The following is a 23,785-nucleotide window of genomic DNA, read 5'->3' as shown; positions in this document are numbered from 1 at the left end:
TCGCATTCCGCACCCGAACGCCGCGTTCGGTTGCGAACTCACCGGCAGAACACTGAGTTCGCGACCGAACGCGTCGTTCGGCGTGGAGCGGTGATGAGACGGTCCGGCGCCGGCGGCGTCGGTCAGGCGACGGGGCGGACGACCCGGTAGCGCAGGTGCACGGTCTCCGGGGTGCCGACCGCCTCGAGCAGCTCGAGCTGGACGTGCCCGACGTCGAGGCCCGCGAACATCGCGGTGCCGCTGCCGAAGAGGGCCGGGGCGACGTGCAGCGAGATCTCGTCGACGAGTCCGGCAGCGAGGCACTGCCGTCCGAGGTCGGCGCCGCCCATGACGGTCACGGTGCGGCCATCGGCCACCGCGCGGGCCTGGTCGAGCGCGGACTCCACCCCGTCGGTGACGAAGGTGTACACGCCACCGTCCGGGACGGTGGCCTCGTCCGGCGCCTCGTGGGTGACGACGAAGACGGGGCGCCGGGCACCGCCCGACGGGCCGTCGGCGCCCCAGCCCGGGATCGAGTGGTCGTAGGTCGTGCGACCTGCCACGACGGCGCCGAGCCCGGCGACGGCGCGCTCGAGGTAGTCGCGGTCGACGAGCCAGTCGTGCAGCTGCATGCCGCCCGGCCCGAGCGGCTCCTCGGCAGTCTGGGGCGCGGCGGTGACGAAACCGTCGAGCGAGAGGCTGATGTCGAAGACGGTCCTGCTCATGGTTCCTCCTGGATCGCGTGACCACCGGCCGGCGGCACACCCTGTCGTCGTGCCGTCGGCCGGGGGGTCAGAGCTCGACGCCCTCGCCGAACCGGCCGCGGGCCTCGTGTGGGATGAGGGGCTTCTCGGCCCGGACCTTGAGCTGCTGGACGGCCCACGAGTTGCCGTCGGGGTCGGAGAAGCCGAAGAACGTGCCGCCGTCGCGGGGGTCGATGACCTGGACCTCGGAACACTCGACGCCTCGGCCGACGAGCTCGGCCCGGGCCGCCTCGGCGTCCGCGACGACGAGCTGGATGCCGTGGAGCGAGCCGGGCGCCATGGCCTTCTGCGACGGGAGGTCGCCGACGACGATCGAGCACCCGGAGCCGCGCGGCGTCAGCTGCGCGACGTGCATGTGCTCGTTCTGCGTATCGTGGTCGAGGTCGAAGCCGACCTGGTCACGGTAGAAGGCGATCGCGGCCCCGAGGTCGCTGACGGGGACGATGACGACCTCGAGCGTCCAGTCCACGGCGCTCAGCCCTGGGCGCCGGCGGACGAGGATGCCGAAACGGCCTGAGCGCTGCCGGCGACGAGCTCGTCGAGCCGCTCGTAGCCCTGGGCCATGCCCTGCTCCATGCCGCTCTCGACCATCATGTCGCGCCCCTCGACCGTGCGGCCGACGCTGCGGCCCTCGAGCCGGCAGCGGCCGTCGCCGAGGTCGACGAAGTGCATGAACTCGATGGCGACCTCGTCGGGAGCGCCCTCGAACTCGAAGGTCTGGATGGCGAGATCGTTGTCGCGCACGGTGTGGAACGTGCCGTGGAAGGCATAGACGTTGTCGCCGTCGCGGTGGGTGTAGCGGTAGCCGCCACCGGACGTGAAGTCCCAGCGCTCGATCTGCATCTCGTAGCCTCGCGGGCCGAGCCACTGGCGGACGAGCTCGGGGTCGCGGTGGGCGTTGAACACGGCCTCGACGGGGGCGTCGAACTCGCGCGTGAAGTCGATCCACGGCACGCCGGCGGGGATGTCGAGGTTCAGTGGGTTGGTCATGGCTGCTGCTCCTTGTCGGTGTTCGGTGTGGGTACTGCTGGTGCTGCGGGTGAGGTGGTGCGTTCGAGGACGGCGTCGAGCGACCGGAAGCGCTGCTCGGCGGCGAGCCGGTAGCGGTCGATCCAGGCCGTCATCGCCTCGAGCCGGGCGGCCTCGAGGTGGACCGGGCGGCGCTGGGCGTCGCGGGTCCGGCTCACGAGACCGGCCAGCTCGAGCACCTGGATGTGCTTGCTGACGGCCTGCTTGCTGATCTCGAACGGTTCGGCGAGCTCGTTGACGGTCGCGGCGCCCCGGCTGAGGCGGGCGATGATGGCGCGCCGGACGGGGTCGGCCAGGGCCGCGAAGGCGCGGTCGAGGTCGGCGTCCGAGACGGGCGAGAGAATCATGGTCAACTAACTCCTTGATCAACTGATGAGTTGATTAAAGACCCCCTCCTCCACGCCCGTCAACCCCCCGCCGCCTGCGAGCTCGGCGACCCACCCACCGGGCGCGATGCATCCAAGGAGCACACGCGGCATACGCACGCTCGTTGGCTCCGCACCTGCGGGTGTAGGGTCGCGCTCATGCCGCACCTGCGTATCACCGAGGCAGCCGCCCTCCTTGGCGTCTCCGACGACACCGTCCGGCGGATGGTCGACTCCGGCCGCCTCGACGGGTCGACCGACGACGCCGGCCGTCGCACCGTCGACGGCGCCCAGCTCGCAGCCGTGGCCCAGGAGCTCGCGCATCCGGCTGCGGTCGGCGCCATCGGGGGTGCGTCCGCCCGCAACCGGATGCGCGGCATCGTCACCGCGATCACCAAGGACACCGTCATGGCCAAGGTCGAGCTGCAGTGCGGGCCCTTCCGCATCGTCTCGCTGCTCTCGAGCGAGTCCGTCGACGACCTCGCCCTCGAGGTCGGTTCCGTCGCCGTCGCCAGCGTCAAGTCGACCCACGTCGTCGTGGAGGTCCCCGCATGAGCACGCCTCGCCCGCTCAGCCGGGCCCCTCGCCGCGCTCTCGCGCCCACCGCTGCCGCCCTCGCCGCCACCGCCGTCACCGCCGCCACCCTGCTGCTCGCCGGCTGCGGCAGCTCCACCCCGTCCGCCGCCGACGGCACCGGACAGCCGGGGAGGACCGGTGCGTCGGCGGCCTCCCTCGAGGGCACGGTCACGGTCCTCGCCGCCGCGTCGCTCACCGAGTCCTTCGACCAGCTGAAGAAGGACTTCGAGGCGGCCCACCCCGGAGTCACGGTCGAGACCTCCTACGGCTCCAGCGCGACGCTCGTGCAGCAGGTCGACAACGGGGCGCCCGCCTCGGTCGTCGCCCTCGCCGGCACGGCGGCTGCCGAGCCGCTCGACCGGGCCATGGTCAAGGACACGCAGACCTTCGCGACCAACGTCCTCGAGATCGCCGTGCCGCCGAGCAACCCCGGCGCGGTCACGTCGATCGACGACCTCGCGAAGCCGAGCGTCAAGGTCGTGCTCTGCGCCGACACCGTCCCGTGCGGCAAGGCGGCTCAGGCCACCTTCGCGAAGGCCCGCGTCGTGCCCAACGTCGTGAGCAAGGAGGTCGACGTCAAGGCGACCCTCTCCAAGGTCAAGCTCGCCGAGGCCGACGCCGCCGTCGTCTACCACTCCGACGTCGTCGCGGCGAAGGACGCCGTCACGGGCGTCGAGATCCCCGCGCAGCTCAACACGAGCCTGTCCTACCCGGTCATCAGGCTCTCCGACGACGCGGCCACGAAGGCGTTCGTCGCCTACCTGCTGAGCGCCGAGGGGCTGGCGACCCTGCAGTCCTTCGGGTTCGGTGCGCCCTGAGCGGCGGGCCGCCCGGCCACCGGCAGGGTGACGTGACATGAGGTATGCCGCCCGGTGGCGCTCGCGGGTCACGCTCGGCGTCCCCGCGGCGCTCGCGCTGCTGCTGCTCGTCGTGCCGCTCGTCGCGCTGCTGCTGCGGGCCGACTGGGCGCGCATCCCGTCCGACCTCGCGACCCCCACCGTCCTGCCGGCCCTGCGGCTCTCGCTGACGACGACGTCGGTCACGGCCCTGCTGTGCCTGCTGCTCGGCACTCCCCTCGCCTGGTTCCTCGCCCGCTCCGACCGCCGGGCCACGAGCTGGGTGCGGGCGCTGCTCACCGTGCCCCTCGTGCTGCCGCCGGTCGTCGGTGGTGTCGCCCTGCTCATGACGTGGGGCCGCAACGGGCTCATCGGCCAGTACCTCACGCCGTTCGGCATCCAGATCCCTTTCACGACCGTGGCCGTCGTGCTCGCCGAGACCTTCGTCGCCATGCCGTACTACGTCCTCGCCGTCGAGGGCGCGATGCGCGGGCTCGACCCCCGGCTCGAGTCGGTGGCCCGAACGCTCGGGGCGAGCGACCTGCGCTACCTGCACACCGTCGGGATCCCCCTCGTGCTGCCCGGCATCGCGAGCGGCCTCGCGCTCGCGTGGGCCCGCGCGCTCGGTGAGTTCGGCGCGACGATCACCTTCGCCGGCAACTTCCAGGGTCGCACCCAGACGCTGCCGCTCCTCGTCTACGTCGAGCTCGAGCGCGACCCGCAGGTCGCGATCTCGATCAGCATCATGCTGCTCGCGGTGAGCGTGCTCGTGCTCGGCGTGCTGCGCGGGCGGTGGCTCCGATGAGCGCTCCGAGCCGCGCCGGTGCCGGGCTCGACGCGCGGATCCGCCTGTCCCGCGGTGAGATCGAGGTGGACGTGGCCCTGACGGCCGAGCCCGGCCAGGTCATCGGCGTCCTCGGCCCGAACGGCGGCGGCAAGACGACCACCGTCCTCGCGCTCGCCGGCGTGCTGCCCCTCGCCGAGGGCCACGTCCGCGTCGGAGGCCAGGTGTGGGACGACGGTCGGCGCCGCCTCCAGCCGGAGCAGCGTGCCGTCGGGCTCATGCTCGCCGACAGCCTGCTCTTCCCCCACCTGCGCGCCCTCGACAACGTCGCCTACGGCCCGCGCAGCCGCGGCATCGGGCGACACGAGGCGCGAGACCGCGCGCGCACCGAGCTCGACCGCGTCGGACTCTCCGACCGAGCCGCCTCGCGCCCCCGTGAGCTCTCGTCGGGACAGCAGGCGCGCGTGGCCCTCGCCCGCGCCCTGGCCACCGACCCGGCGCTCCTCCTCCTCGACGAGCCGCTCGCGGCGCTAGATCCCGACACGCGCGCGCGGACACGGAGCGACCTCGCAGCCCGCCTGACGGCATACGACGGCGTGACGGTGCTCGTCACCCACGACCCGCTCGACGCACTGACCCTCGCCGACCACCTCGTCTTCGTCGAGGACGGACGGGTGACTCAGGCGGGCACGCCCGCCGAGGTGCTGAGCGAGCCACGCAGCCCCTACGTCGCCACCGTCGTCGGGCTCAACCTCTATGCCGCACAAGGCGACTCGCACGGGCACGTCCACACCGCCGACGGCGGGCTCATCGTCACGACGAGCCCGACCGAGGGGTCGGTGTGGGCGACGGTCCCGCCGAGCGCGGTGTCGCTGCACCGGCACGAGCCGGAGGGGTCACCCCGCAACGCGTGGCGGCTGCGCATCGCGTCCGTGACGATGCAGGGCCAGTCGGCCCGCGTCGGTCTCGTCGGCGACGTGCCGCTCACGGCCGAGGTGACGCTCGAGTCGGTCACGGCGCTCGGGCTGCAGGTCGGTCAGGACGTGTGGGCGGCCGTCAAGGCCACCGAGGTGCGCACCTACCCCCGCTGAGCCTCCGCCCCTCCCCGGCCCCTCCCACTCGAGTGAGCGCTCCAACCCCACTCGAGTGAGCGCCCCGCCCCATGTCCATGTGACGGGGCGCTCACTCGATGGTGACGGGGCGCTCACTCGACGTGGAGTGGCGGACGCGGAGGAAGGCCAGGACGGAGGGCAGCTGCACCGCCGCGGAGACGAGCAGAGCCAGCGGAATCGACGTCCGGGTCGCGAGCGCCCCGAGCGGCGGCCCACCCGCGACCTGGCCGATCGCGTTGGCCTGGCTGTTCATCGACAGCACCGTCGCTCGCGAGGACGACTCGAGGTTCCGGTTGAGCCACGTCGCCTGGATCGGAGCGCTGAAGGCGCTGCTCGCGTTGTGGAGCCACAGGGCCGCGAGGACGAGCCAGAGGTTGCCGAGCAGGGCGACCCCGACGACGGCGAGCACCTGGGCCGCGGCAGCGAGCGCCACCGGCAGACCGGGGTTCTCGTCGACGACCCGAGCCGGCAGCCAGCGGCTGCTCGCCCCGGACGCGATGAGGGAGATGACCGACCCGACGAGGGCGAATGCCGTGAACGCCAGGGCCGGGTCGCCGCCGAGGAACGACGGCATCGCGAAGGTGTCGAGCACCCGCACCTGCCAGAGCCGGTCGAAGACCTCGCTCGAGAGCCCGACGAGCACGCTGACGAGGAGGAAGACGCGCACGACCTGCCGCCCGCGAGCGACGCGCAGCCCGGCGACGAACTGGTCCTTGAGGTGCCCGAACGTCTCGCGGTCGCCGCGCGGTGTCGGGTGGAAGTGCCGTTCCGGCATCGTCACCGCCAGACCTGCGGCCAGGAGCACGAGGGTCACGCCGGCCACGACGATCGGCACCCGGAGGGCGATGAGGCCGAGCCCCCCGGCGGCCAGCGTGCCGAGGAAGCCGAAGGCGAGGTCGAGCTGCGTCTCCCGGGTGAAGACCCGCGCGACGTGCTCCTCCCCCACCTCGTCGGTGATCCAGGCCTGCAGCGCACCGGACGTGAAGGTGTAGCCGATGCCCCAGATGACGTTGCCGACGAGCGCGGCGGCGAAGGTCGCGACGACTCCCTCGACGGCGAAGCCGACCCCGACGAGGAAGAAGCCGACGATGACGGAGACGCGACGGCTGTGCAGGTCGGCGACGATCCCGGTCGGCACCTCGAAGACGAAGCACGTCGCCTCGAGCACCGTGCCGACGAGGACCATCTGGAAGGGGTCGAGGCCGACGACGCGGTACTGGAAGACGAGGTTGAGGGTGAAGCACGCGGCATACGCGAAGGCCGCGACGGCGGTCAGCACGTAGAAGGTGGACGTCGCGTCCGCCTCGCGCGGCGGACGCCGCAGGAGCGTGAGCACGCTCCGACGGTAGGGCTCGCGGGGTGCCGGCGTCGCGGGGTTTCCGAGGGCGTATGCCGTCCGGCCGGCCGGACGGCATACGACGGTCTCGACACCCGGCTCAGGGGAGAGCGAGGAAGGCGTTGCGCAGGAGCGGCTGGTCGTTGACGAAGCCGTAGCCGGTGCAGGCCGCGCCGGTGCACGAGACGCGCGAGTCGACGCCGACCCGCATGTCGATGTGAAGGTGGGAGTCCGTGCAGAGGGCGTGGTACTTCGTGCCGACGTAGCCGAGGCGCTGGCCCTTGGTCACCGACTGACCGATCGAGACGACCGGCGCGGGGCTGTCGTCCATGTGGGCGAAGTACCAGAGCCGCCCGAAGCCGTCCTTGACGGTGACGGTGCTGCCGACGCTGTCACAGCCCGTGCTGCCGGCGCGGAGGGTCTTCGTCATGACCGTGCCGGCCACGGGCGAGAGGACCGAGGTGCCGGTCGCGGCGAAGATGTCGGAGGCGTTGTAGTCGTGGTGGCAGTTGACCTTGCTGTCCCAGCACCAGTGCGGCGTGCGGTTCGTGATGGCGGCCTGGTTGACGGCGAGCGGGAAGCGCAGCGAGGCGTCACCGATGATCTGCGAGGCGTTCTCGTTCTTGACGTTGGCGTCGAGGTCGACCTGGGCGCCGTTGGGCACCTCGTCGTAGACGCCACCGAAGTCACTGTTGTAGAAGACGAACACGGACGTGCCGGTGCGGTTCCAGACGGAGGCGGTGTTGTTCTTGACGCACTGGCCCTGGCCCGAGCCGCTGCTCACGAACTCGATGCACCCCGAGCCGGTGCCGTAGTCGCGCTGGGAGTTGACGAGGTCGACGCGCGACCCGGCGTTGCCGCTGTTGTAGTAGAGGCAGAACTCGCCTGACTCGCACACCCCGTTGCGGGCCGTGGCGCCGGCGGTCGGCGCGGTGCCGACGAGAGCGACTGCGACGCCGAGCACGGCGACCTGCCCTACTACGAGTCTCCTGAACATCTCGTGTCCTTCCCGAGCGGTGTGGTGGTGGCCTGTGCTGCCCACTGAACCGATGTCGCCTAACACGCGCCTAACCCTCGCCCGCGGGGCTCGTCTCACACTTTGGACGAAATGCTCGGACGTCCTAGTATCGAGCCATGCCAGCGACGAGGCTGATGCCGACCGACGAAGCCGCCGACCTGATCGAGCTGACGCGAGAGATCTGCCGCAAGGACCTCGCGCCGAAGGTCGACGACGCCGAACGCGCCCGCACCTTCCCCGAGGAGACCTTCCGCACCCTGGGTCGGGCGGGCCTGCTGTCGCTGCCCTACCCCGAGGAGTTCGGTGGGGCCGACCAGCCCTACGAGGTCTACCTCCAGGTCGTCGAGGAGATCGCGTCCGCCTGGATGAGCGTGGCGGTCGGGGTCAGCGTCCACGGCCTCACGGCATACCCCGTGGCGACGTTCGGCACCCGCGAGCAGCAGGAGGCCCTGCTGCCCGCGATGCTCTCGGGCGACCAGCTCGGCGCCTACTGCCTCTCCGAGCCGCTCGCCGGCTCCGACATCGCCTCGATGACGACGCGGGCCACCCGCACCGACGAGGGCTGGTCGCTCAAGGGCACCAAGGCGTGGATCTCGCACGCCGGCCACGCCGACTACTACACGACCTTCGCGCGCACGTCCGACGACGGCGGCAAGGGCCTGTCGACCTTCATCGTCCCCGGTGACGCCGCCGGCCTCACGTTCGCCGAGCCCGAGCGCAAGATGGGTCTGCACTGCGACCCCGTCGCGCAGGTCATGTTCGACGGCGTGCCCGTCGACGGCGCCCGCCTCATCGGCCGCGAGGGCGACGGCATGAAGATGGCGCTGTCTGCCCTCGACGCCGGCCGCCTCGGCATCGCCGCCGCCGCCACCGGTCTGGCCCAGGCGGCCCTCGACGCCGCCGCCGACTACGCGACCGAGCGGCAGCAGTTCGGACGGCGCATCGCCGACTTCCAGGGCCTCGCCTTCCTCATCGCCGACATGGAGGCCGCCGTCACCTCGGCGCGCGCCACCTACCTGCACGCGGCCCGGCTCAAGGACGCCGGCCGCGGCTTCGGCAAGGAGGCCGCCGTCGCCAAGCTCGTCGCGACCGACGCCGCGATGAAGGTGACCACCGACGCCGTGCAGGTGCTCGGCGGGGCCGGCTACACCGAGGACTTTCCCCTCGAGCGCTACATGCGTGAGGCGAAGGTGACCCAGATCTTCGAGGGCACCAACCAGATCCAGCGCCTCGTCATCTCGCGCCAGCTCCTCGCCCGCTGACGCCGACCTCTCGCCTGATCCCGCTGACCCACCGACGCCCGAAAGGCTTGTCATGCAGCTGAACTCGTCCACCGTCGCCGTCGTCACCGGTGGCGGCTCCGGCCTCGGGGGCGCCACGGCGCGCCGTCTCGTCGCCGACGGCGCCACCGTCGTCATCATCGACCTCGACGGATCGACCGCTCCGGCCCTCGTCGACGAGCTCAACGCGCAGCGTGAGGGCAGCGCCGTCTTCGTCGCGGCCGACGTGCGCGACGAGGCCCAGGTGCAGGCCGCGATCGACCGGGCCACCGAGCTCGGTGAGCTGCGCATCGCCGTCAACTGCGCCGGTGTCGCCACTCCCGGTCGGGTCATCGGCCGCGGCGGCCCGCTCTCGCTCGAGACGTTCAAGACGGTCATCGACATCAACCTCGTCGGCTCGTTCAACGTCCTGCGCCTCGCAGCAGCCGCGATGCTCGCCAACGACCCCGTCGACGGCGACCGCGGCGTCATCGTCAACACGGCGAGCATCGCCGCCTTCGACGGCCAGATCGGCCAGGCCGCCTACGCCGCGAGCAAGGGCGGCATCGTCGGGCTCACGCTGTCGGCGGCTCGCGACCTCGCGGACAAGGCGATCCGTGTCATGACGGTCGCGCCGGGCACCTTCGAGACGCCGATGCTGGCCGGCCTCCCGGGCGAGGTCAAGGAGGTCCTCGAGAAGCAGGTGCCGCACCCGTCGCGCCTCGGCCGCCCCGAGGAGTACGCCAACCTCGTGCGCCACATCGTCGACAACCCGATGCTCAACGGCGAGGTCATCCGCCTCGACGGCGCCCTGCGCATGCCGCCTCGCTGAGTCACCGACGCCGCTCGACCGGATGCCGTCCCCCCGTCACGGAGGGACGGCATCCGGCGTTCCGCCACCCGTGCAGAAATGACCACTCGACAGTTCATGGGTCAGCCCTCACCCGTCGAGTGGTCCCTTCCGCCCAGGTCGAGTGGCCACGCCCCCACCCGTCGAGTGGTCGCTTCCGCGCAGGTCGAGTGGCCACGCCCCTACCCGTCGAGTGGTCGCTTCCGTGCGCGACATGGTCGCGCACCCTCTGTGCGCGGGCAGAATGGTGGAGTGAACGAGCCAGGCGGTGACCTCGTGATCGCGGCCGGTCCCGGCCTGCGGCGCGGACTCGTCATCCCCGCGGCCGAGCTCGTCGAGCGCTTCAGCCGGTCGTCCGGCCCCGGCGGTCAGGGCGTCAACACGACGGACAGCCGGGTCGAGCTCGTCTTCGACCCGGGGTCCTCGACCGCCCTGACACCGGCCCAGCGCGAGCGCCTGGTCGCTGCCCTCGGCGGTCGTCTCGTCGCCGGCCGGGTCACGATCGTGGCGTCCGAGCAGCGGTCCCAGCTGCGCAACCGGGCCGCCGCCCGCGAGCGGCTCGTCGACCTCCTGCGCGAGGGGCTCGCTCCCCCGCCGCCGCCACGCCGGGCCACGAAGCCGACGCGGGGCTCGCAGCGCCGACGGATCGAGGGCAAGAAGCGCCGGTCGCAGGTCAAGTCGGGTCGGGGTCGCGTTCAGCCCGAGTGAGGCCGGCGGCCGTGCATGACCCTCGACCGTCGAGGAGCGGCCGGGCCTGGCCTCTCGACGGTCAGGCGTGGGGTGGCGCGAGGATCGTCGTGTCGACGACGGCGTCCACCTCGATGGGGCCGTAGACGTGCGGGAACAGCTCACCCGTCGCCGGGTCGCCGACCTCGTGGACGACGCGCGAGGACAGCCTCGACTCGTCGACGTGGAGCAGCACGAGCGGCTCGGTGACGTCGGCGTAGAAGCGCGACCGCACGACCGGCCACTGCTGCTCCGACGAGGCGTGGACGAAGCCCTCCTCGGCGAGCGAGCGGCCGCGCGTCGAGCGTACGTAGCGGCCGTCCCTCAGTGCCTGCTGCCAGTGGGCCTGCTCGGCGAGGTGGTAGATCATGCCGCGCGACGCTACCAAGGAAGCCTCGGGGCGGTGACGTGTATCTCAGCGAGCACCCACCGCCCCTGAGGAGAGAGAGGCTGGTGGTGTGGATCGCGGTCGACCGCAGTCCCCGGCCGCACGCACCTGCTGGGAGGACGGCGCAGCATGACCAGGACGCAGGAACCGCGCGACGAGGCCGAGCTGAGGTTCCCGCCGAGCGTGGCGAACCTCGGCGGTCACGACCTCTCCTACGTCGACACCGGCCACGGCTCCGCCATCCTCTTCATCCACGGCCTGCTCGGCTCGCACGAGAACTGGACCCACCTCGTCGACCGGCTCGACACCGAGCACCGGGTCGTCATCCCCGACCTCTTCGGGCACGGCGCCTCCGCCAAGCCCGTCGGCGACTACTCGCTCGGCTCCCACGCCGCCATCCTGCGTGACCTCATCGACCGTCTCGGCATCGAGAAGGTGACGCTCGTCGGCCACTCCCTGGGCGGCGGCATCGCCATGCAGTTCTGCTACCTCTTCCCGGAGCGCGTCGAGGCTCTCGTGCTCGTCTCCAGCGGTGGCCTCGGGCGCTCCGTCAGCCCGCTGCTGCGCTCCGCCACCCTCCCCGGGGCCGAGCTCGTGCTGCCGGTCATCGCCTCGGCCTGGGTGCGCGAACGCGTCGAGACCGTCGGTCGGGCCGTCCGCGGCCTGGGGTGGCGACCGAGTGCCGACGTCTCCGCCGCGTGGAAGGGCTTCACGTCCCTCTCGGATGCCGAGAGCCGTCGGGCCTTCCTCGCCACGACCCGCGGCGTCATCGACCCCGGCGGCCAGACGGTCAACGCGCACGGGCAGCTGACGACCGCCGACCACATCCGCACGCTCGTCATCTGGGGGACGCGGGACCGGATGATCCCCGTCGGCCACGCCGAGAGGGCGCCCGAGATCTTTCCGGGCGCCGAGGTCGTGCTCTTCGAGGGCGCCGGCCACTTCCCGCACCTCGAGCAGCCGGACCGCTTCGCGAGCGTCCTCGAGCGGTTCATCCACGGCTGACGCCGACGCCGGCGCCCGGCACCGGATGCCGTGTGGTCCCGCTGCAGCCCCGTACCGTTCTCGGGGAAGATCGTGCCGGACGACAACCTCCGGGTGACCCCACCGCGTTGAGGGTGCGTCCAGCCACTCCAGACAGGGGACGTCAGTGGGAAACACCGAGCGCGAGGTCGACTTCTCGGCCTACGTGCGGGCGCGGCAGACGTCGCTCGCACGCTTCGCGTACCTGCTCACCGGGGACCCGCACAGCGCCGAGGACCTCGTCCAGTCGTCGCTGGCCAAGGTCTACGCCAAGTGGGACCACATCAGCACGGTCGAGTCGCCCGACGCCTACGTGCGCAAGGTCATGGTCAACGAGCACACGACGTGGTGGCGCCGCGCCTGGCGCCACCGGGAGCGCACCGACAGCGAGCTGATCCGCGTCATGGACCCGGCGGCAGCGCCGGCCACCGCGCACGACTCCGAGCTGTGGGCGCACGTCCGCTCGCTCGCGCCGCAGCAGCGGGCCGCCGTCGTCCTGCGCTACTACGAGGACCTCACGGAGGCCCAGACGGCGGAGATCCTCGGGGTCTCCGTCGGCACCGTCAAGAGCCACACGAGCCGAGCGATCAGCTCGCTGCGCAGCCGCATGAAGGAGGTCACGTCGTGACGACGCCAGACCAGGCGAACGAGCTCCACGCCCTGCTCCGACAGCACGCCGACGGCGTCGAGGTGTCCGGGGACTTCGCTCCCGGCGCCATCGCGCGCCGCCGCCGTGACCAGCGGACCCGGGCCGTGCTCGGCGCCGCGGCAGCCGTCGCCGTCATCGCCGTGGCCGTGCCGACCGTGTGGTCGGCCGGCCGCGGCACGGCGCCGGTCCCTGCCCTCACGACCTCGACCAGCTCGGTCCCGTCGCCGAGCAGCTCGGTGCCGACCGAGGGGGTGCCGTCCACGACGACCGCACCCGCCCCCTCGGCCACGACGGCTCCCCCGACCGCCGGCACAACGACCACCCCGGAGACGGTGCGGGCGACCGCGACGCGCGACACGGCATACGCCGTCGACGACACGATCCGCTTCGGCGACACCGTGGTCCAGCTCGAGAAGGGGACCGTCGTCGAGAGCCTCGCCGTGCTGTCCAACGGGGGGTTCGTGCTCCAGTCGCACCTGTCGACCGGCTCTTCGCAGAGCGAGATGGAGATCCTGTCCCCGACGGGACGCACCGTGCGCAGCCTCGGCGCCTCCGGCATGTACGTCGTCTCCCCCGACGGGTCTCGCGTCCTGGCGAAGGGCGGCAGCGAGGACACCGTAGTGGTCTACACCGCAGCGGGTGGTGTGGTCGCGAGGCTCCAGGACCCGGTCAGCGACGGCACCACTCCGGCCGTGGTCCGGCAGGTCGCCGCGGTCGTCGGCGACCGGGCCTACCTCGACGCGGGAGCCACCAGCGGGTCCGTCGAGTGGAACGTCGCCACCGGCGAGACCCGCACGCTGCCCGCGCACGTCGTGGCCGTCTCCCCGGACCGCACGCGGGCCGCTCTCCAGTGGTTCGTCGCGACCGACGCGATGGACGAGGCGTGCTGGGCCGTCGTCGACCTGACGAAGCCGTCGTTCCCGAAGACCGTCGAGCGGTGCGGTGCCGGCGAGAACCCCGCCATGTTCATGCCGACCGCCTTCTCGAGCCGGGGCACCTATCTCGTCGGCTCGCACTACGTCGACGGCGGCTTCTGGTTCAGCGCCGGCGTGGTCCGCGTCAGCGACGGCACGACCGTGCTCGGCGGCACCGGCGACCGCGTCGTCTCGGGCTGGACGTGGCACCTCGACGACGACGAGTCGACCTTCCGCATCTCGCGCAACACCTCCCAGCCGCTGTCGCCGGCCACCCGGAACACGCTCCAGCAGTGCTCGATCGCGCTCTCCTGCAACGACGTCGGGGCCGAGCTCCCGACACGCGACGCGGGCGGGTCCACCGACCCGCGCTACACCGTCCCGCGCTGACCGGCCGTCGCGCCGACCCACCACCGACGTATGCCGTCCGCCCACCCGGGCGGGCGGCATACGTGCTCGGGGTCAGGAGGTCCGCGCAGGTGCACACCGGCAACTCACGGGTGCGTCCACGCAGCTCGTCGACGCGTCTCCGCCGACCGACGCCAGGACTGAACGGCTCGGCGGACCCGCCCGCTCCGACCCGGAGCGGGCGGGGTCGCACGCGTCCCCGGTCGTATGCCGTCAGGCGGGCCCGCGGTCGCCGGTCGCCGACCGGCGCAGGGCCGCCGGGTCCACGACCGTGACGCGCCCACGGTCGAGGGCGACGACACCACCGGACTCGAGACGGCGCAGGACACGGTTGGCCGTCGGTCGGGTCACCCCGGCCAGCTCGGCCAGCTCGGACTGGTTGAGGTGCACCGTCACCGGCGAACGTGACTGTGCGGCAACGGCATACACCCCGCACAGGGAAACGAGACTGCGCAGGACTCGAAGCTCGGCCGGTGTGTGCAGGGCCTCCATGAGCGCGTCGGTGAGGCGGTTGACCCGGGCTGCGAGCAACCGAACGAGGAGACGACGGACCTCGGGGTGCCGGTCACAGAGGCGCTCGAAGTCCGCGAAGGACAGGGACAGGGTCACGGTCGGCTCCACCGCCTCGATCGTCGCCGTCCGCCGGCCGGCCCGCACGATCATCGCGAGCTCGCCGAAGGCCTGGCCCGGACCCATGACGGCATAGGCCAGCCGGTCCCCCTGCTCCGACGACCGACGCGCGACGACACGTCCCTCGACGACGAAGTGCACGGTGTCGGCGGCGTCACCCTCGTGGAAGACCACCTCTCCCGCGTCGTACGTGTGCCGGTGCATCGTCGCGACGACCTCCCGACGCTCGGCCGGCGACAGGTCCGAGAGGAGCCCGAGGTCGAGGGTCACGGCCGCCCCACCGTCCGGACCGGGTGCCGGCGAGCACGCTCCGGGTGTCGCCACGGGCACAGACGGCGATCCGCGTCGGAGGGACCGTCGGGGGTGAGGACACCAGATCGTGACCGCACCGGGACATCCGCAGGACGAGGGGCAGCGAACCCCTCACCGAGGGAAGGCACTTCCATGACGACGACGACGGCACACAGACGGGTCCACCCCGACCTGGCGCACCACCACCCACGGGTGACGCGGCTGCCCCGTGGCGGGTGGACGTGGGAGTGCGACTGCGGCGGCGCCTCGGCCCGCTCCGTCGTGGCCCGGCTGACGTGGCACCAGGCGTTCGTCGGGGCCCTCATCCACTCGGCCTCGATCGCTCCCTGAACGGTCACCGCAGACCCTCGCCGAGGCGCCCCCGCAGGGGCACGGGGAGCGGCGCCAGCGACGCACGCGCCTCGGCGAGCAACGCCGACTCCGCCCGGTCGAACACATCCTGGGCGGAGTCTGGCGTGTCCCCGATGGCCGTCATGCCGACGCGACCGCACTCGGTGATCGAGCTGATCATGTGGAAGACGACACCCACCTGTCGAGACTGGTCGAAGTGCAGGCCGGCGCACGCCACGAGGTCGAAGAGGTCGTCGACGCGCAGCCCTCGGAGCGACTCGTCCTCGAGGTGGTCAGTCGCCACGAGGTGGCGCTCTGCCCCGGACGGGGTGCGGAAGCAGCCCTCCTCGTGGACGTACGAACCGTCCGTCAGGAACTGCAGGGTGAGGAACGGGTGCGTCGTGCCGCCCTTGCGCAGGTTGATCTCGATGGCGTGAGCCTCCCACCGGTCACCGTGGCGCACGACGACGAAGTCGAGGGCGAAGCGACCCATGACACCCTTCTCGGCCAGGACGCGACCGACCGCCTCCGCCTCCCGCGTGATCGCCAGCGCGTACGCGTGGTCGGCCGGGAAGCGCGCGCCGAGGTACATCTGCCCCGTGGGCCCGCCGAGGACCTGGTCGTGCGTCGACAGGATCTCGAGCTCCCCGAGGGGGGTGACCCTCAGCTGCACGCTGGGGCTGCGCACCTCGTCACCGACGACACGTTCCTCGACGATGCCGCCGCGCTCGGCGAGCCGGCGCAGGTAGGCCTCGATCTCGATCCTCGAGTCCTCGAGCTGCATCGCCCCGACCCGCTCAGTGACGGCAGCGCGGAGTGTCGCTGCACCACCACCGTCATCCGGGTCTTCCTGTCCCACAGGCAGGCCCGCAAGGTCGACGAGGGCGTTCCCCGAGCCCGACACGCCTTCGTTCAGCTTGACCATCGCCCACTGCGCGTCGGGCCGCGACGCGTGCAGCTCGAGCACGGCATCGACGACGTCGTCGACCGAGTGGAGGTCCTCGGCACCGAAGGGATGCTCGACGCCTGCCTCGGCGAAGACCCTGCGGCAGCCGGTCTTGGTACCGAGCGGGTAGAGGCGCGGGTCTGCGGCATACATCGGGATGCCGAGCAGCAGGGAGAGGTCACGCTCCCGGGTCGTGCTCGTGTAGGGGATGAGGTGCGAGCGGGCGGCGTCGGGCACGAGTGATGCGATGCGCGCGACGACGCGCGGGCGGTCCAGGAGCTTGTCGATGAGCGGCCTCGGCGACGAGTCGCCCACGGACACGAGCTGGAGTCGGGCACGGGCGTGACTCGGGATCACGCCGGGCAGCAGCGACAGGTAGTACTCGATGATCTTCTCGCTGATCGGCATCGAGCTGACGTAGACCATCCGCAGACGCGGCTGACGCAGGAGCAGCAGGAGGAACAGGAGCCGCTCCTCCAGCGCCTGGTTCATCGCCCCCGCCGACGGCGCGAGCCCGTCGGCGCTCATCGAGGGCACGACCACCACCGACTCCCGCGGGTCGTTCTGCCCCCACAGGCGATAGACCTCGGGCAGGTGCTGCTGGAGGTCGTCGAACAGGCGACCCCGCGCCTTCTCGTCGAGGTCGGCGAGGCCGGCCGCGGACATCGGGGCGGAGACGGCGGGGACCTGTGTCGGCGGGTTCATGGGACGTCCTCCTGGTCGACGGTGCCGATGACCTCGTGGACCTCGAGGGGCCGCGAGATGCCGCGCAGCTCCACCGGCCCGAGCGAGCGCGTCTCGAAGCGCTCGTCGAGCCCGGCGCGCACGCGGGGGCTGATGAGGATCTGCCGGGCAGCGGCGGCCGCGCAGAGGCGGGCCGCGACGTTGGTGACCGTGCCGATGGCCGCGTAGTCCCAGCGACCTTCGAAGCCGACGCGACCCAGCGTCGCGTAGCCCTGTGCGATGCCGACCCCGAAGCCGAGGTGGTGCCCCTGCCGCGACCACCCGGACGCGAGGTCGTCGACGCGGTCACGCATGTCGAGCGCCATCCGCACGGCCCGCTCGGGGGCGTCGGGGCACGGCGGGGGGTCGTTGAAGAACACCATGAGCCCGTCGCCGGCGAAGTGCTCCAGCGTGCCCTCGTAGGCGAACACGAGCTCACCGAGCACGCCGTGGTAGTCGCGCAGCACCGACATGGTCTCCTCGGGCTCGGCGGTCTCGGCGAAGGCGGTGAAGCCCCGGAGGTCGGTGAAGACGGTCGTGATGTCGCGGCGGTGGCTCTCGAGGAAGGACTCGTCGCCGGACTCGACGATGAGTCCCGCGATCTGCGGCGACAGGAACCGGCGCAGCCGGCCCAGCCGGTCGAGGTCGTCCACCTGCTCGGCAACGCGCGACTCGAGCTCGGCGTTCCAGCGCTCGAGGGCGACGGTCTGCTCGAGCACCGTGTCGTGCAGGCGCTTGACCCGCGCCAGCGACCGCACCCGCGCCATGAGCTCGGCCTGGTCGAACGGCTTGGTGATGAAGTCGTCGGCGCCGACCTCGAGGGCCCGAAGCCGCTGCTGGGTCCCGCTCGCCGTGACCATGACGACCGGCAGCATCGCGGTGCGGGGGTCCGCCTTGATGCGCGCACACGTCTCGTAGCCGTCCATGACGGGCATGAGCACGTCGAGCAGGACGACGTCGACCTCGCACTCGGCGAGCGCCCGGAGCGCAGCGGGCCCCGACGACTCCGAGCGCACGACGAAGCCGCGGGGCTCGAGGACGGCGTGCATGAGCTTGCGGTTCTGCTCGAGGTCGTCGACGACGAGGACCCGCACGCCCGTGAGCGGCAGGACCATCGCGTCGTCGTGGACCGAGGTCACGGGTCCCGGGCCTCGCGTCGGGGCAGGTGGCGGCGCACCTGCGCCGGGAACTCACGGACACTGATCGGCTTCTCGAGGTAGCCCGCGAACCCCGAGACGAGGGCCCGCTCGCGGTCGCGGTGCATCGCGAACGCCGTCAGGGCGACGACCGGGATGTGCGCCGTCGGTTCGTGGTCACGGATCAGCTCGAGCGCGGCGAAGCCGTCGATGCCGGGCAGCTGGAGGTCCATGAGGATGACGTCCGGCAGGCTCGTCCTCGCCTGCTCGACCGCCTCCTCACCGCTGGTGGCCACGACGACGCAGAAGCCGGCATACTCCAGCACGTCCCGCGCCAGCTTGAGGTTGCGCGGGTTGTCCTCGACGATGAGCACGACCGGCAGTTCGTTCACGGACCCTCCCCCTCCCGCACGTGCTCGGCCGCAACCGTCGCGAGACGCCGCGCGAGGCCCGGGAGGTCGATGCCGGCCTTCTCCGCGACGAACGCGATGCGCCCCTCGAGCCGCGAGCGGTCCTGTGGCGTCAGCGACTTCGCGGTCAGCACGACGATGGGCGGCCCGTCGGAGTCGCGGTGCGGCCGCAGCTCGTCGATGACGGCGAAGCCGTCCACGTGAGGCATGAGCAGGTCGATGACGACGACGGACGGTTCGACCGCCCGCACGAGGTCCGCCGCCTGCTGGCCGCCGGCGCACGTGTGCACCTCCCAGCCGAGCGGCTCGAGGGTGCTGCGCACGAGCTTGAGCGCGAGGGGGTCGTCGTCGACGACGACGACGCGCAGCCGGGGGCTCTGCTCGTCCGCGCGCGGCGGTGGCAGGAGCCGGGTCACGGCCGCCAGGAGGTGCTCGCCGCTGACGGGCTTCACGAGGTACTCCGTGGCCCCGAGGGCGAAGCCGCGACCGCGCTCCGGCTCGACGCTGACGACGACCACGGGCACGTCGGCCGTGGCCGGGTCGCTCTTGAGCTCGGTGAGGACCTCCCAGCCGTCCATCCCCGGCAGGTGGATGTCGAGGACGACCGCCACCGGGTCCTGGGCCCGCACGAGGTCGAGTCCCTGCTCGCCCGTCGACGCACCGACGGCCCGGAGCCCGGCCGCGCGCAGGTGCAGCTCGACGAGCTCGGCCGAGCGGGGGTCGTCCTCGATGACGACGACGGTCGGGCCGTCGGCGGGGCCCTCGTCGAGCATCCACACGTCGCCGCCGGCCGAGCGGTCGGCGTCGGGCTGCGGGACCGAGATCCCGAAGGTGCTCCCCTCACCAGGGGTGCTCGTGAGCCAGAGCCGCCCGCCGTGCAGCTCGACGATGCGGCGGCTCAGGGTGAGCCCGAGGCCCGTGCCCTCGCTCGACGACGCCGACCGCTCGCCCTGCTGGAACGAGTCGAAGATGCGCTCCTGGTCCTCGGGCGCGATCCCGATGCCCGTGTCGGTGACGGTGACGTCGACGTCCTCGCCGTCGCGCCAGGCCCGGACGACGATGCTGCCGCCGTCCGGCGTGAACTTCACGGCGTTGCTCAGCAGGTTGAGCAGCACCTGCTTGAGCCGCAGCTCGTCGGCCGTGACGAGGCCGAGCCCGTCGGCCGCCTCCAGCGTCAGGCGTATGCCGTGCAGCGCGGCGCGCTCGCGCACGAGCGAGAGTGCCTGGACGAGGATGTCGTCGATGGGGAAGGTCGTGAGGTCGAGCTCCATGCGCCCGGCCTCGATCTTCGACAGGTCGAGGATGTCGCCGAGGAGGGCGAGCAGGTGGCGGCCGGCGGAGTGGATGTCCTCGAGGTAGTCCTCCTGCCGCTCGTTGAGGTCACCGAACATCCGCTCGAGGAGCACCTCGGAGAAGCCGATGACGGCGTTGAGCGGTGTCCGCAGCTCGTGCGACATGCTCGCGAGGAACTCCGACTTGTGGCGGCTGGCCTCCGCGAGGGCGACGCTCTGCCGCTCGAGCTGCTGGTAGAGGCGGGCGTTGGTCAGGGCGACGGCCGACTGGCTCGCGAAGGCCGCGAGCAGCTCGCACGTCTCCTCGCTGAACGCCCCGGTCGACTTGCGTCGCACGACGAGCGCGCCGACGACCCGGTCGGGGCGCACGAGCGGGATGGCCACGAGCGAGCGCCAGCCCGACCCGCGGAGCACGGCGAGGTGCGGGTCGAGGGGCTCGGGCTCCGCGTCGAGGTCGGGGATCTGGAGCACCTCGCGGCTGCGCGCGGCCCGGCCCACCCACGTGCGGTCGATGTGGATCTCCGCGCTCCTCAGCGCGCCGATGACGTCCTCGCTCGTGCCGTAGGCCGTACGCACCCGGAAGAGCCCGGTCGCCTCGTCGAACTCCATGAGCGACCCGCCGTCGGTGTCCGACAGCTCGACGGCGTGGCTGACGATCGTCGTCAGCACCTCGTCCGCGACGAGCGTCGAGCTGATCGCCTCCCCCACCTCGGCGAGGGCCTCGAGCTGGTCGACCTTGCGGGCGAGCTCGGCCGACCGGCTCTCGAGCGCGGAGAAGAGCTCGACGTGCCGGAGCGCGAGCGCCGCCTGCTCGGCGAACGTCGACAGGAGCTCCTCGGCGGACCGGTCGAAGGGCGCGACCTGCGTGCGCCAGACGTTGAGGGCCCCGACGACCTGGTCACCGACCACCATCGGCGCGCCCATCATCGTCCGGTAGCCGCCGACCCGCTGGAAGTCGGTGCGGCGGTAGTCGGGGTCCGCGAGGACGTCCTCGATCTGGTGCACCCTCCGGTCGATGGTGACCCGTCCGACCAGCGTCGCCCGGTCGCGGGTGATCGGGTGCTGCGAGACGAAGTCGACGAACTCCGGCGTCAGCCCGCTCGACCGCGCGAGCACGTAGGAGTCGCCCTGCACGAGGTAGATCTGCGCCACCTGCGCGCCGAGGAGCCTCCGGGCGCTGTCGACGACCGCGTCGAAGACCTCGTCACGACTGGCCGCGCCACCGGTCGTCGAGGCGGTGAGCACCTTGAGGATGTCGCTCGTCGCCCGCAGCTGCTCCTGCGTCGTCGCCAGCCGGTCGGCGAGCTCCTGGGCGCCCTCGACCGGCACGCCGCCCGCCTCTTCGAACCCGCTCATGCGAGTCCCCCATCGCGCTGTGAGTCCCTGTGGTCCCCCACACGAGTGTCCTCCCCGAACCCGCGGCGCACCATGGAAATCGGGAGCCCGGCACCCCGGGTCGCCGTGCCGGTCTAGCGGCGGCCCGCTCCGATGGGCGCACGGCGCAGGCGGGTGACGCGCTCGAAGGCGTAGGCCATCGCCAGCAGCCGTCCGTCCTCTCCGATGCGGCCGATGAAGGTGGCGCCGACGGGCATCCCGTTGCTGCGCATCCCGGCGGGCACGGTCACCGCTGGGAAGCCCGCCGTGGCGTAGACCGCGGAGTGCCGGTTCGACAGGCTCACGAGCATCTCCGTGCGCGTGCCGTCGAAGGTCTCGGCGAGAAGGGCGGCGGCCCGGTCGCGGTAGCCGCGCGCGGCCTCGGCGTGCGCGTCGGCGTCCCCGCCCCGGAGGACGGCGAGGTCGAGGAAGGCCTGGCCGGACGGCATACGCCGTCGGGGGTCGGCGAGGTTCCAGGCGGCGAGGTCGGCTGCCGTCGTGACGCGTGGCCGGTCGCCGTCCGCCGCCGACGTGGCTGCCGTGGCGGCTGCCGTGGCAGCCGCGAGGTAGGGCAGCGTCTCGTGGCGCAGGCCGCCGAGCACGACCTCCACGAAGCCCTTCTCGTACTCGTCGAGCGAGTCGGCGCGCAGGCCGAGCAGGACGTCGGCTGCGCTCGCCCCCGCGCGGGTCAGGCCCTCGACGACGCGCGCGAGCACCGTGGCGTTCTCCGACGTGTCCTCGAAGGGTGACGTCTGGGAGAGGACGTCGACCCTGAGGACACCGACGCGCACTCCTTCGAGCGCGTCGTCGGAGAGGTCGGTGGGCACCGGGTGCTTCGCGATGACCTCGAGCACGGCCGCGGCGTCGGCGACCGAGCGGGCGACCGGGCCGGCCGAGTCCTGGGTGTGCACGAGGGGCACGATGCCGTCGGTCGCGACGACACCGCGGCTCGGCTTCATCGCCACGACCCCGCTGAACGCAGCCGGGGCGACGAGCGAGCCGGACGTCTCCGTGCCGATGCTGGCGACGCAGAGTCCGGCCGCGACCCCGATCGCCGACCCGCTGCTCGAACCAGCCGGGGAGAACTGCGCCCCAAAGGGATTCACGGACTGGCCACCCACAGCGCTGAAGCCTGCCTTCGACGAGAGCGCGCCCGCGAGCTCGGACAGGTTGGCCTTGCCGAGGATGACGGCGCCCGCGTCGCGGAGCCGCACCACGAGAGGTGCGTCGTGGTCGGCCTGGTGGTCGGCGAGCAGCGCGGAGCCCGCCGTCGTGTGCAGGGGCGGCGCGGTCTCGACGTTGTCCTTGAGGGTCAGGGGTATGCCGCACAGGGAGGACGTCACCGCACCCGACCGGCGCTGCTCGTCGGCCGATGCGGCCTCGACGAGCGCGTGCGGGTTGAGCTCCACGAGCGAGCGGAGCGTCTCGTCCTGCGCGCGAATCCGACTGAGGCACAGAAGGGTCAGGTCGGTGGACGACAGCCGCCCGGAGTCCATGAGCCGGCCGAGCTGGACGATCGACGCGTCGTGGACGAGCGCGCCCACGCGTTCGGCACGGTCACCGTCGAAGCCACGGAGGGCGTCCTCGAACGGGGACAGGTCCAGCGGGCGCAGCCGTGGTGAGGACGCCGCGCCGCGCCTGACCCGCAGGCCCGTCAGCGTCGACCGGGCCACCAGCAGGTATCGGTTCACGCCGCCCATGATGTCGGGTCGCCGCACGGCCGCACAGCGAAACGACGCACAGATGACTGTGCGCGAGACCACCTCACCCCTACTCTGAGCATGAGCGCCCCGGGGGATCGGGCCCGCTCGCCCTGCTACGGAAGGACTCTCATGCCCGACTCCAGCACCGTTGCCGGCCCGACTCCCGACCTCACGCGCAAAGCCGTGGCCGAGGGCGTCGGGACGTTCATCCTCGTCTTCTTCGCCGTCGGCGCTGCCGTCGTCGGCCTCGAGACGATGAGCAGGCTCGCCGTCGCCCTCGCCTTCGGCTTCGTCCTGCTCGCCCTCGCCTACGCCATCGGCCCCGTCTCGGGCTGCCACGTCAACCCGGCCGTGACCCTCGGTGTCCTCATGCGCAAGGGCATCACGACGACCGAGGCGATCTACTACTGGATCGCCCAGCTCGTCGGCGCGATCCTCGGCGCGGCCCTGCTCAAGCTCATGGTCTCGAGCTTCGGCGGCGTCAAGGACGAGACCGGCGCCCTCGGGACCAACAACTGGGGCACGACGATCACGGCGGGTGGCACCTTCGTGCTCGAGGTGGTCCTCACCTTCCTGCTCGTCTTCGTCGTCCTCCTCGTGACCAGCCGGGCCGCGGCCCCGGGCTTCGCCGGGCTCGCGATCGGCCTCGTGCTCACCGTGATCCACATCGTCGGCATCCCGCTCGACGGCACCTCGGTCAACCCGGCACGGTCGATCGGCCCGGCCCTGCTCTACGGCGGCGAGCCGCTCGCCCACGTGTGGATGTTCATCGTGGCGCCGCTCGTGGGCGGCGCGATCGCAGCCCTGGCCGCACCGTTCTTCGAGACGGCCACCTCGAAGACCGACACGGACCCGACGGGCGCCGACGTCCCGGCCTGACCCGGCTTTGCCGACTGTCCAACGTTGAGACGCG

The 23,785-nt window shown here is 72.1% G+C and carries 25 protein-coding genes; 12 read left to right on the top strand and 13 right to left on the bottom strand.

Annotation, left to right across the window (positions count from 1 at the left end; genetic code table 11):
* Nucleotides 1-122 precede the first annotated feature (122 nt).
* The 4 genes from ACSQ2D_RS04470 to ACSQ2D_RS04455 form a co-directional block, all read right to left on the bottom strand.
* Entirely contained in the window at nt 123-704 is a 582-nt protein-coding gene (locus ACSQ2D_RS04470; protein ID WP_435984814.1) for a dihydrofolate reductase family protein, read from the bottom strand.
* Between the two features lie 67 nt (nt 705-771).
* The gene (locus ACSQ2D_RS04465; RefSeq protein ID WP_435984813.1) at nt 772-1,212 is read right to left on the bottom strand and encodes a VOC family protein; all 441 of its coding nucleotides are present in this window, start codon (nt 1,210-1,212) and stop codon (nt 772-774) included.
* A gap of 5 nt (nt 1,213-1,217) precedes the next feature.
* Nucleotides 1,218-1,733, bottom strand: a complete 516-nt coding sequence (locus ACSQ2D_RS04460; RefSeq protein WP_435984812.1) for an SRPBCC family protein — start codon at nt 1,731-1,733, stop codon at nt 1,218-1,220.
* The gene (locus ACSQ2D_RS04455; RefSeq protein ID WP_435984811.1) at nt 1,730-2,119 is read right to left on the bottom strand and encodes an ArsR/SmtB family transcription factor; all 390 of its coding nucleotides are present in this window, start codon (nt 2,117-2,119) and stop codon (nt 1,730-1,732) included. The genes ACSQ2D_RS04460 and ACSQ2D_RS04455 overlap by 4 nt, the downstream gene beginning before the upstream one ends.
* A 177-nt stretch (nt 2,120-2,296) precedes the next feature.
* Between ACSQ2D_RS04455 and ACSQ2D_RS04450 the strand changes: the two genes are divergently transcribed.
* The 4 genes from ACSQ2D_RS04450 to ACSQ2D_RS04435 are packed head-to-tail and all read left to right on the top strand — an operon-like array spanning nt 2,297 to nt 5,424.
* Entirely contained in the window at nt 2,297-2,692 is a 396-nt protein-coding gene (locus ACSQ2D_RS04450; protein ID WP_435984810.1) for a TOBE domain-containing protein, read from the top strand.
* Nucleotides 2,689-3,531 carry a molybdate ABC transporter substrate-binding protein gene (gene modA / locus ACSQ2D_RS04445; protein ID WP_435984809.1) on the top strand — a complete coding sequence of 281 codons (843 nt, stop codon included), beginning with the start codon at nt 2,689-2,691 and terminating at the stop codon, nt 3,529-3,531. Before ACSQ2D_RS04450 ends, modA begins: the two co-directional genes overlap by 4 nt.
* 37 nt (nt 3,532-3,568) lie before the next feature.
* Nucleotides 3,569-4,354 (top strand): ABC transporter permease, encoded by a 786-nt coding sequence (locus ACSQ2D_RS04440; protein WP_435984808.1) that lies wholly within the window; start codon nt 3,569-3,571, stop codon nt 4,352-4,354.
* On the top strand, nt 4,351-5,424 hold the full coding sequence (locus ACSQ2D_RS04435) for an ABC transporter ATP-binding protein (protein WP_435984807.1): 1,074 nt from the start codon (nt 4,351-4,353) through the stop codon (nt 5,422-5,424). Before ACSQ2D_RS04440 ends, ACSQ2D_RS04435 begins: the two co-directional genes overlap by 4 nt.
* Nucleotides 5,425-5,515: 91 nt before the next feature.
* On the opposite strand, the gene ACSQ2D_RS04430 is transcribed toward ACSQ2D_RS04435, so the two are convergent.
* Both ACSQ2D_RS04430 and ACSQ2D_RS04425 read right to left on the bottom strand, forming a co-directional pair.
* Nucleotides 5,516-6,781, bottom strand: a complete 1,266-nt coding sequence (locus ACSQ2D_RS04430; protein ID WP_435984806.1) for an MFS transporter — start codon at nt 6,779-6,781, stop codon at nt 5,516-5,518.
* A 100-nt stretch (nt 6,782-6,881) separates the two neighbouring features.
* Entirely contained in the window at nt 6,882-7,778 is an 897-nt protein-coding gene (locus tag ACSQ2D_RS04425; protein WP_435984805.1) for a peptidoglycan DD-metalloendopeptidase family protein, read from the bottom strand.
* Nucleotides 7,779-7,915: 137 nt separating this feature from the next.
* On the opposite strand from ACSQ2D_RS04425, the gene ACSQ2D_RS04420 reads away from it, so the two are divergent.
* The 3 genes from ACSQ2D_RS04420 (at nt 7,916) to arfB (ending at nt 10,616) form a co-directional block, all read left to right on the top strand.
* The gene (locus ACSQ2D_RS04420; RefSeq protein ID WP_435984804.1) at nt 7,916-9,061 is read left to right on the top strand and encodes an acyl-CoA dehydrogenase family protein; all 1,146 of its coding nucleotides are present in this window, start codon (nt 7,916-7,918) and stop codon (nt 9,059-9,061) included.
* 52 nt (nt 9,062-9,113) lie between these two features.
* On the top strand, nt 9,114-9,890 hold the full coding sequence (locus tag ACSQ2D_RS04415; protein WP_435984803.1) for an SDR family NAD(P)-dependent oxidoreductase: 777 nt from the start codon (nt 9,114-9,116) through the stop codon (nt 9,888-9,890).
* Nucleotides 9,891-10,160: 270 nt separating this feature from the next.
* Nucleotides 10,161-10,616: an alternative ribosome rescue aminoacyl-tRNA hydrolase ArfB gene (gene arfB / locus ACSQ2D_RS04410; protein WP_435984802.1), complete on the top strand. Its 456-nt coding sequence runs from the start codon at nt 10,161-10,163 to the stop codon at nt 10,614-10,616.
* Nucleotides 10,617-10,677: 61 nt separating this feature from the next.
* Here the strand turns inward: arfB and ACSQ2D_RS04405 are convergent, their stop codons facing one another.
* Complete coding sequence (locus tag ACSQ2D_RS04405) at nt 10,678-11,004, bottom strand: DUF952 domain-containing protein (RefSeq protein WP_435984801.1); 327 nt, start codon at nt 11,002-11,004, stop codon at nt 10,678-10,680.
* 147 nt (nt 11,005-11,151) lie between these two features.
* Between ACSQ2D_RS04405 and ACSQ2D_RS04400 the strand changes: the two genes are divergently transcribed.
* From ACSQ2D_RS04400 to ACSQ2D_RS04390, 3 genes are all read left to right on the top strand, one after another.
* On the top strand, nt 11,152-12,027 hold the full coding sequence (locus tag ACSQ2D_RS04400; protein ID WP_435984800.1) for an alpha/beta fold hydrolase: 876 nt from the start codon (nt 11,152-11,154) through the stop codon (nt 12,025-12,027).
* A gap of 145 nt (nt 12,028-12,172) precedes the next feature.
* The gene (locus ACSQ2D_RS04395) at nt 12,173-12,673 is read left to right on the top strand and encodes a SigE family RNA polymerase sigma factor (protein WP_435984799.1); all 501 of its coding nucleotides are present in this window, start codon (nt 12,173-12,175) and stop codon (nt 12,671-12,673) included.
* Nucleotides 12,670-13,998: a hypothetical protein gene (locus ACSQ2D_RS04390; protein ID WP_435984798.1), complete on the top strand. Its 1,329-nt coding sequence runs from the start codon at nt 12,670-12,672 to the stop codon at nt 13,996-13,998. The genes ACSQ2D_RS04395 and ACSQ2D_RS04390 overlap by 4 nt, the downstream gene beginning before the upstream one ends.
* A gap of 231 nt (nt 13,999-14,229) precedes the next feature.
* Here the strand turns inward: ACSQ2D_RS04390 and ACSQ2D_RS04385 are convergent, their stop codons facing one another.
* Nucleotides 14,230-14,916: a Crp/Fnr family transcriptional regulator gene (locus ACSQ2D_RS04385; protein ID WP_435984797.1), complete on the bottom strand. Its 687-nt coding sequence runs from the start codon at nt 14,914-14,916 to the stop codon at nt 14,230-14,232.
* A 174-nt stretch (nt 14,917-15,090) separates the two neighbouring features.
* Between ACSQ2D_RS04385 and ACSQ2D_RS04380 the strand changes: the two genes are divergently transcribed.
* Nucleotides 15,091-15,288 carry a hypothetical protein gene (locus tag ACSQ2D_RS04380; RefSeq protein WP_435984796.1) on the top strand — a complete coding sequence of 66 codons (198 nt, stop codon included), beginning with the start codon at nt 15,091-15,093 and terminating at the stop codon, nt 15,286-15,288.
* Between the two features lie 4 nt (nt 15,289-15,292).
* Here ACSQ2D_RS04380 and ACSQ2D_RS04375 read toward each other — a convergent pair whose 3' ends face one another.
* The 5 genes from ACSQ2D_RS04375 to ACSQ2D_RS04355 form a co-directional block, all read right to left on the bottom strand.
* On the bottom strand, nt 15,293-16,939 hold the full coding sequence (locus tag ACSQ2D_RS04375; RefSeq protein WP_435984795.1) for a peptide ligase PGM1-related protein: 1,647 nt from the start codon (nt 16,937-16,939) through the stop codon (nt 15,293-15,295).
* Entirely contained in the window at nt 16,936-18,096 is a 1,161-nt protein-coding gene (locus tag ACSQ2D_RS04370) for a response regulator (RefSeq protein ID WP_435984794.1), read from the bottom strand. Before ACSQ2D_RS04370 ends, ACSQ2D_RS04375 begins: the two co-directional genes overlap by 4 nt.
* Nucleotides 18,093-18,485 carry a response regulator gene (locus ACSQ2D_RS04365; RefSeq protein ID WP_435984793.1) on the bottom strand — a complete coding sequence of 131 codons (393 nt, stop codon included), beginning with the start codon at nt 18,483-18,485 and terminating at the stop codon, nt 18,093-18,095. Before ACSQ2D_RS04365 ends, ACSQ2D_RS04370 begins: the two co-directional genes overlap by 4 nt.
* Nucleotides 18,482-21,151 carry a GAF domain-containing protein gene (locus ACSQ2D_RS04360; protein ID WP_435984792.1) on the bottom strand — a complete coding sequence of 890 codons (2,670 nt, stop codon included), beginning with the start codon at nt 21,149-21,151 and terminating at the stop codon, nt 18,482-18,484. Before ACSQ2D_RS04360 ends, ACSQ2D_RS04365 begins: the two co-directional genes overlap by 4 nt.
* Before the next feature lie 113 nt (nt 21,152-21,264).
* Nucleotides 21,265-22,860 carry an amidase family protein gene (locus ACSQ2D_RS04355; RefSeq protein ID WP_435984791.1) on the bottom strand — a complete coding sequence of 532 codons (1,596 nt, stop codon included), beginning with the start codon at nt 22,858-22,860 and terminating at the stop codon, nt 21,265-21,267.
* 141 nt (nt 22,861-23,001) lie between these two features.
* On the opposite strand from ACSQ2D_RS04355, the gene ACSQ2D_RS04350 reads away from it, so the two are divergent.
* Entirely contained in the window at nt 23,002-23,751 is a 750-nt protein-coding gene (locus ACSQ2D_RS04350) for an MIP/aquaporin family protein (protein WP_435984790.1), read from the top strand.
* Nucleotides 23,752-23,785 lie beyond the last annotated feature (34 nt).

It is taken from the genome of Terrabacter sp. LjRoot27, from assembly GCF_964254175.1.
Classification (GTDB): Bacteria; Actinomycetota; Actinomycetes; order Actinomycetales; family Dermatophilaceae; genus Terrabacter.
This window is presented reverse-complemented; position numbering and strand designations above follow the sequence as displayed.

Coding starts and splice junctions, on each gene's coding strand:
- ACSQ2D_RS04455 (WP_435984811.1), bottom strand. CDS start 2,119: ATGATTCTCTCGCCCGTCTCGGACGCCGACCTCGACCGCGCCTTCGCG.
- ACSQ2D_RS04350 (WP_435984790.1), top strand. CDS start 23,002: ATGCCCGACTCCAGCACCGTTGCCGGCCCGACTCCCGACCTCACGCGC.
- ACSQ2D_RS04375 (WP_435984795.1), bottom strand. CDS start 16,939: ATGAACCCGCCGACACAGGTCCCCGCCGTCTCCGCCCCGATGTCCGCG.
- ACSQ2D_RS04415 (WP_435984803.1), top strand. CDS start 9,114: ATGCAGCTGAACTCGTCCACCGTCGCCGTCGTCACCGGTGGCGGCTCC.
- ACSQ2D_RS04400 (WP_435984800.1), top strand. CDS start 11,152: ATGACCAGGACGCAGGAACCGCGCGACGAGGCCGAGCTGAGGTTCCCG.
- ACSQ2D_RS04380 (WP_435984796.1), top strand. CDS start 15,091: ATGACGACGACGACGGCACACAGACGGGTCCACCCCGACCTGGCGCAC.
- ACSQ2D_RS04460 (WP_435984812.1), bottom strand. CDS start 1,733: ATGACCAACCCACTGAACCTCGACATCCCCGCCGGCGTGCCGTGGATC.
- ACSQ2D_RS04470 (WP_435984814.1), bottom strand. CDS start 704: ATGAGCAGGACCGTCTTCGACATCAGCCTCTCGCTCGACGGTTTCGTC.
- ACSQ2D_RS04450 (WP_435984810.1), top strand. CDS start 2,297: ATGCCGCACCTGCGTATCACCGAGGCAGCCGCCCTCCTTGGCGTCTCC.
- ACSQ2D_RS04425 (WP_435984805.1), bottom strand. CDS start 7,778: ATGTTCAGGAGACTCGTAGTAGGGCAGGTCGCCGTGCTCGGCGTCGCA.
- ACSQ2D_RS04360 (WP_435984792.1), bottom strand. CDS start 21,151: ATGAGCGGGTTCGAAGAGGCGGGCGGCGTGCCGGTCGAGGGCGCCCAG.
- ACSQ2D_RS04435 (WP_435984807.1), top strand. CDS start 4,351: ATGAGCGCTCCGAGCCGCGCCGGTGCCGGGCTCGACGCGCGGATCCGC.
- modA (WP_435984809.1), top strand. CDS start 2,689: ATGAGCACGCCTCGCCCGCTCAGCCGGGCCCCTCGCCGCGCTCTCGCG.
- ACSQ2D_RS04405 (WP_435984801.1), bottom strand. CDS start 11,004: ATGATCTACCACCTCGCCGAGCAGGCCCACTGGCAGCAGGCACTGAGG.
- ACSQ2D_RS04420 (WP_435984804.1), top strand. CDS start 7,916: ATGCCAGCGACGAGGCTGATGCCGACCGACGAAGCCGCCGACCTGATC.
- ACSQ2D_RS04440 (WP_435984808.1), top strand. CDS start 3,569: ATGAGGTATGCCGCCCGGTGGCGCTCGCGGGTCACGCTCGGCGTCCCC.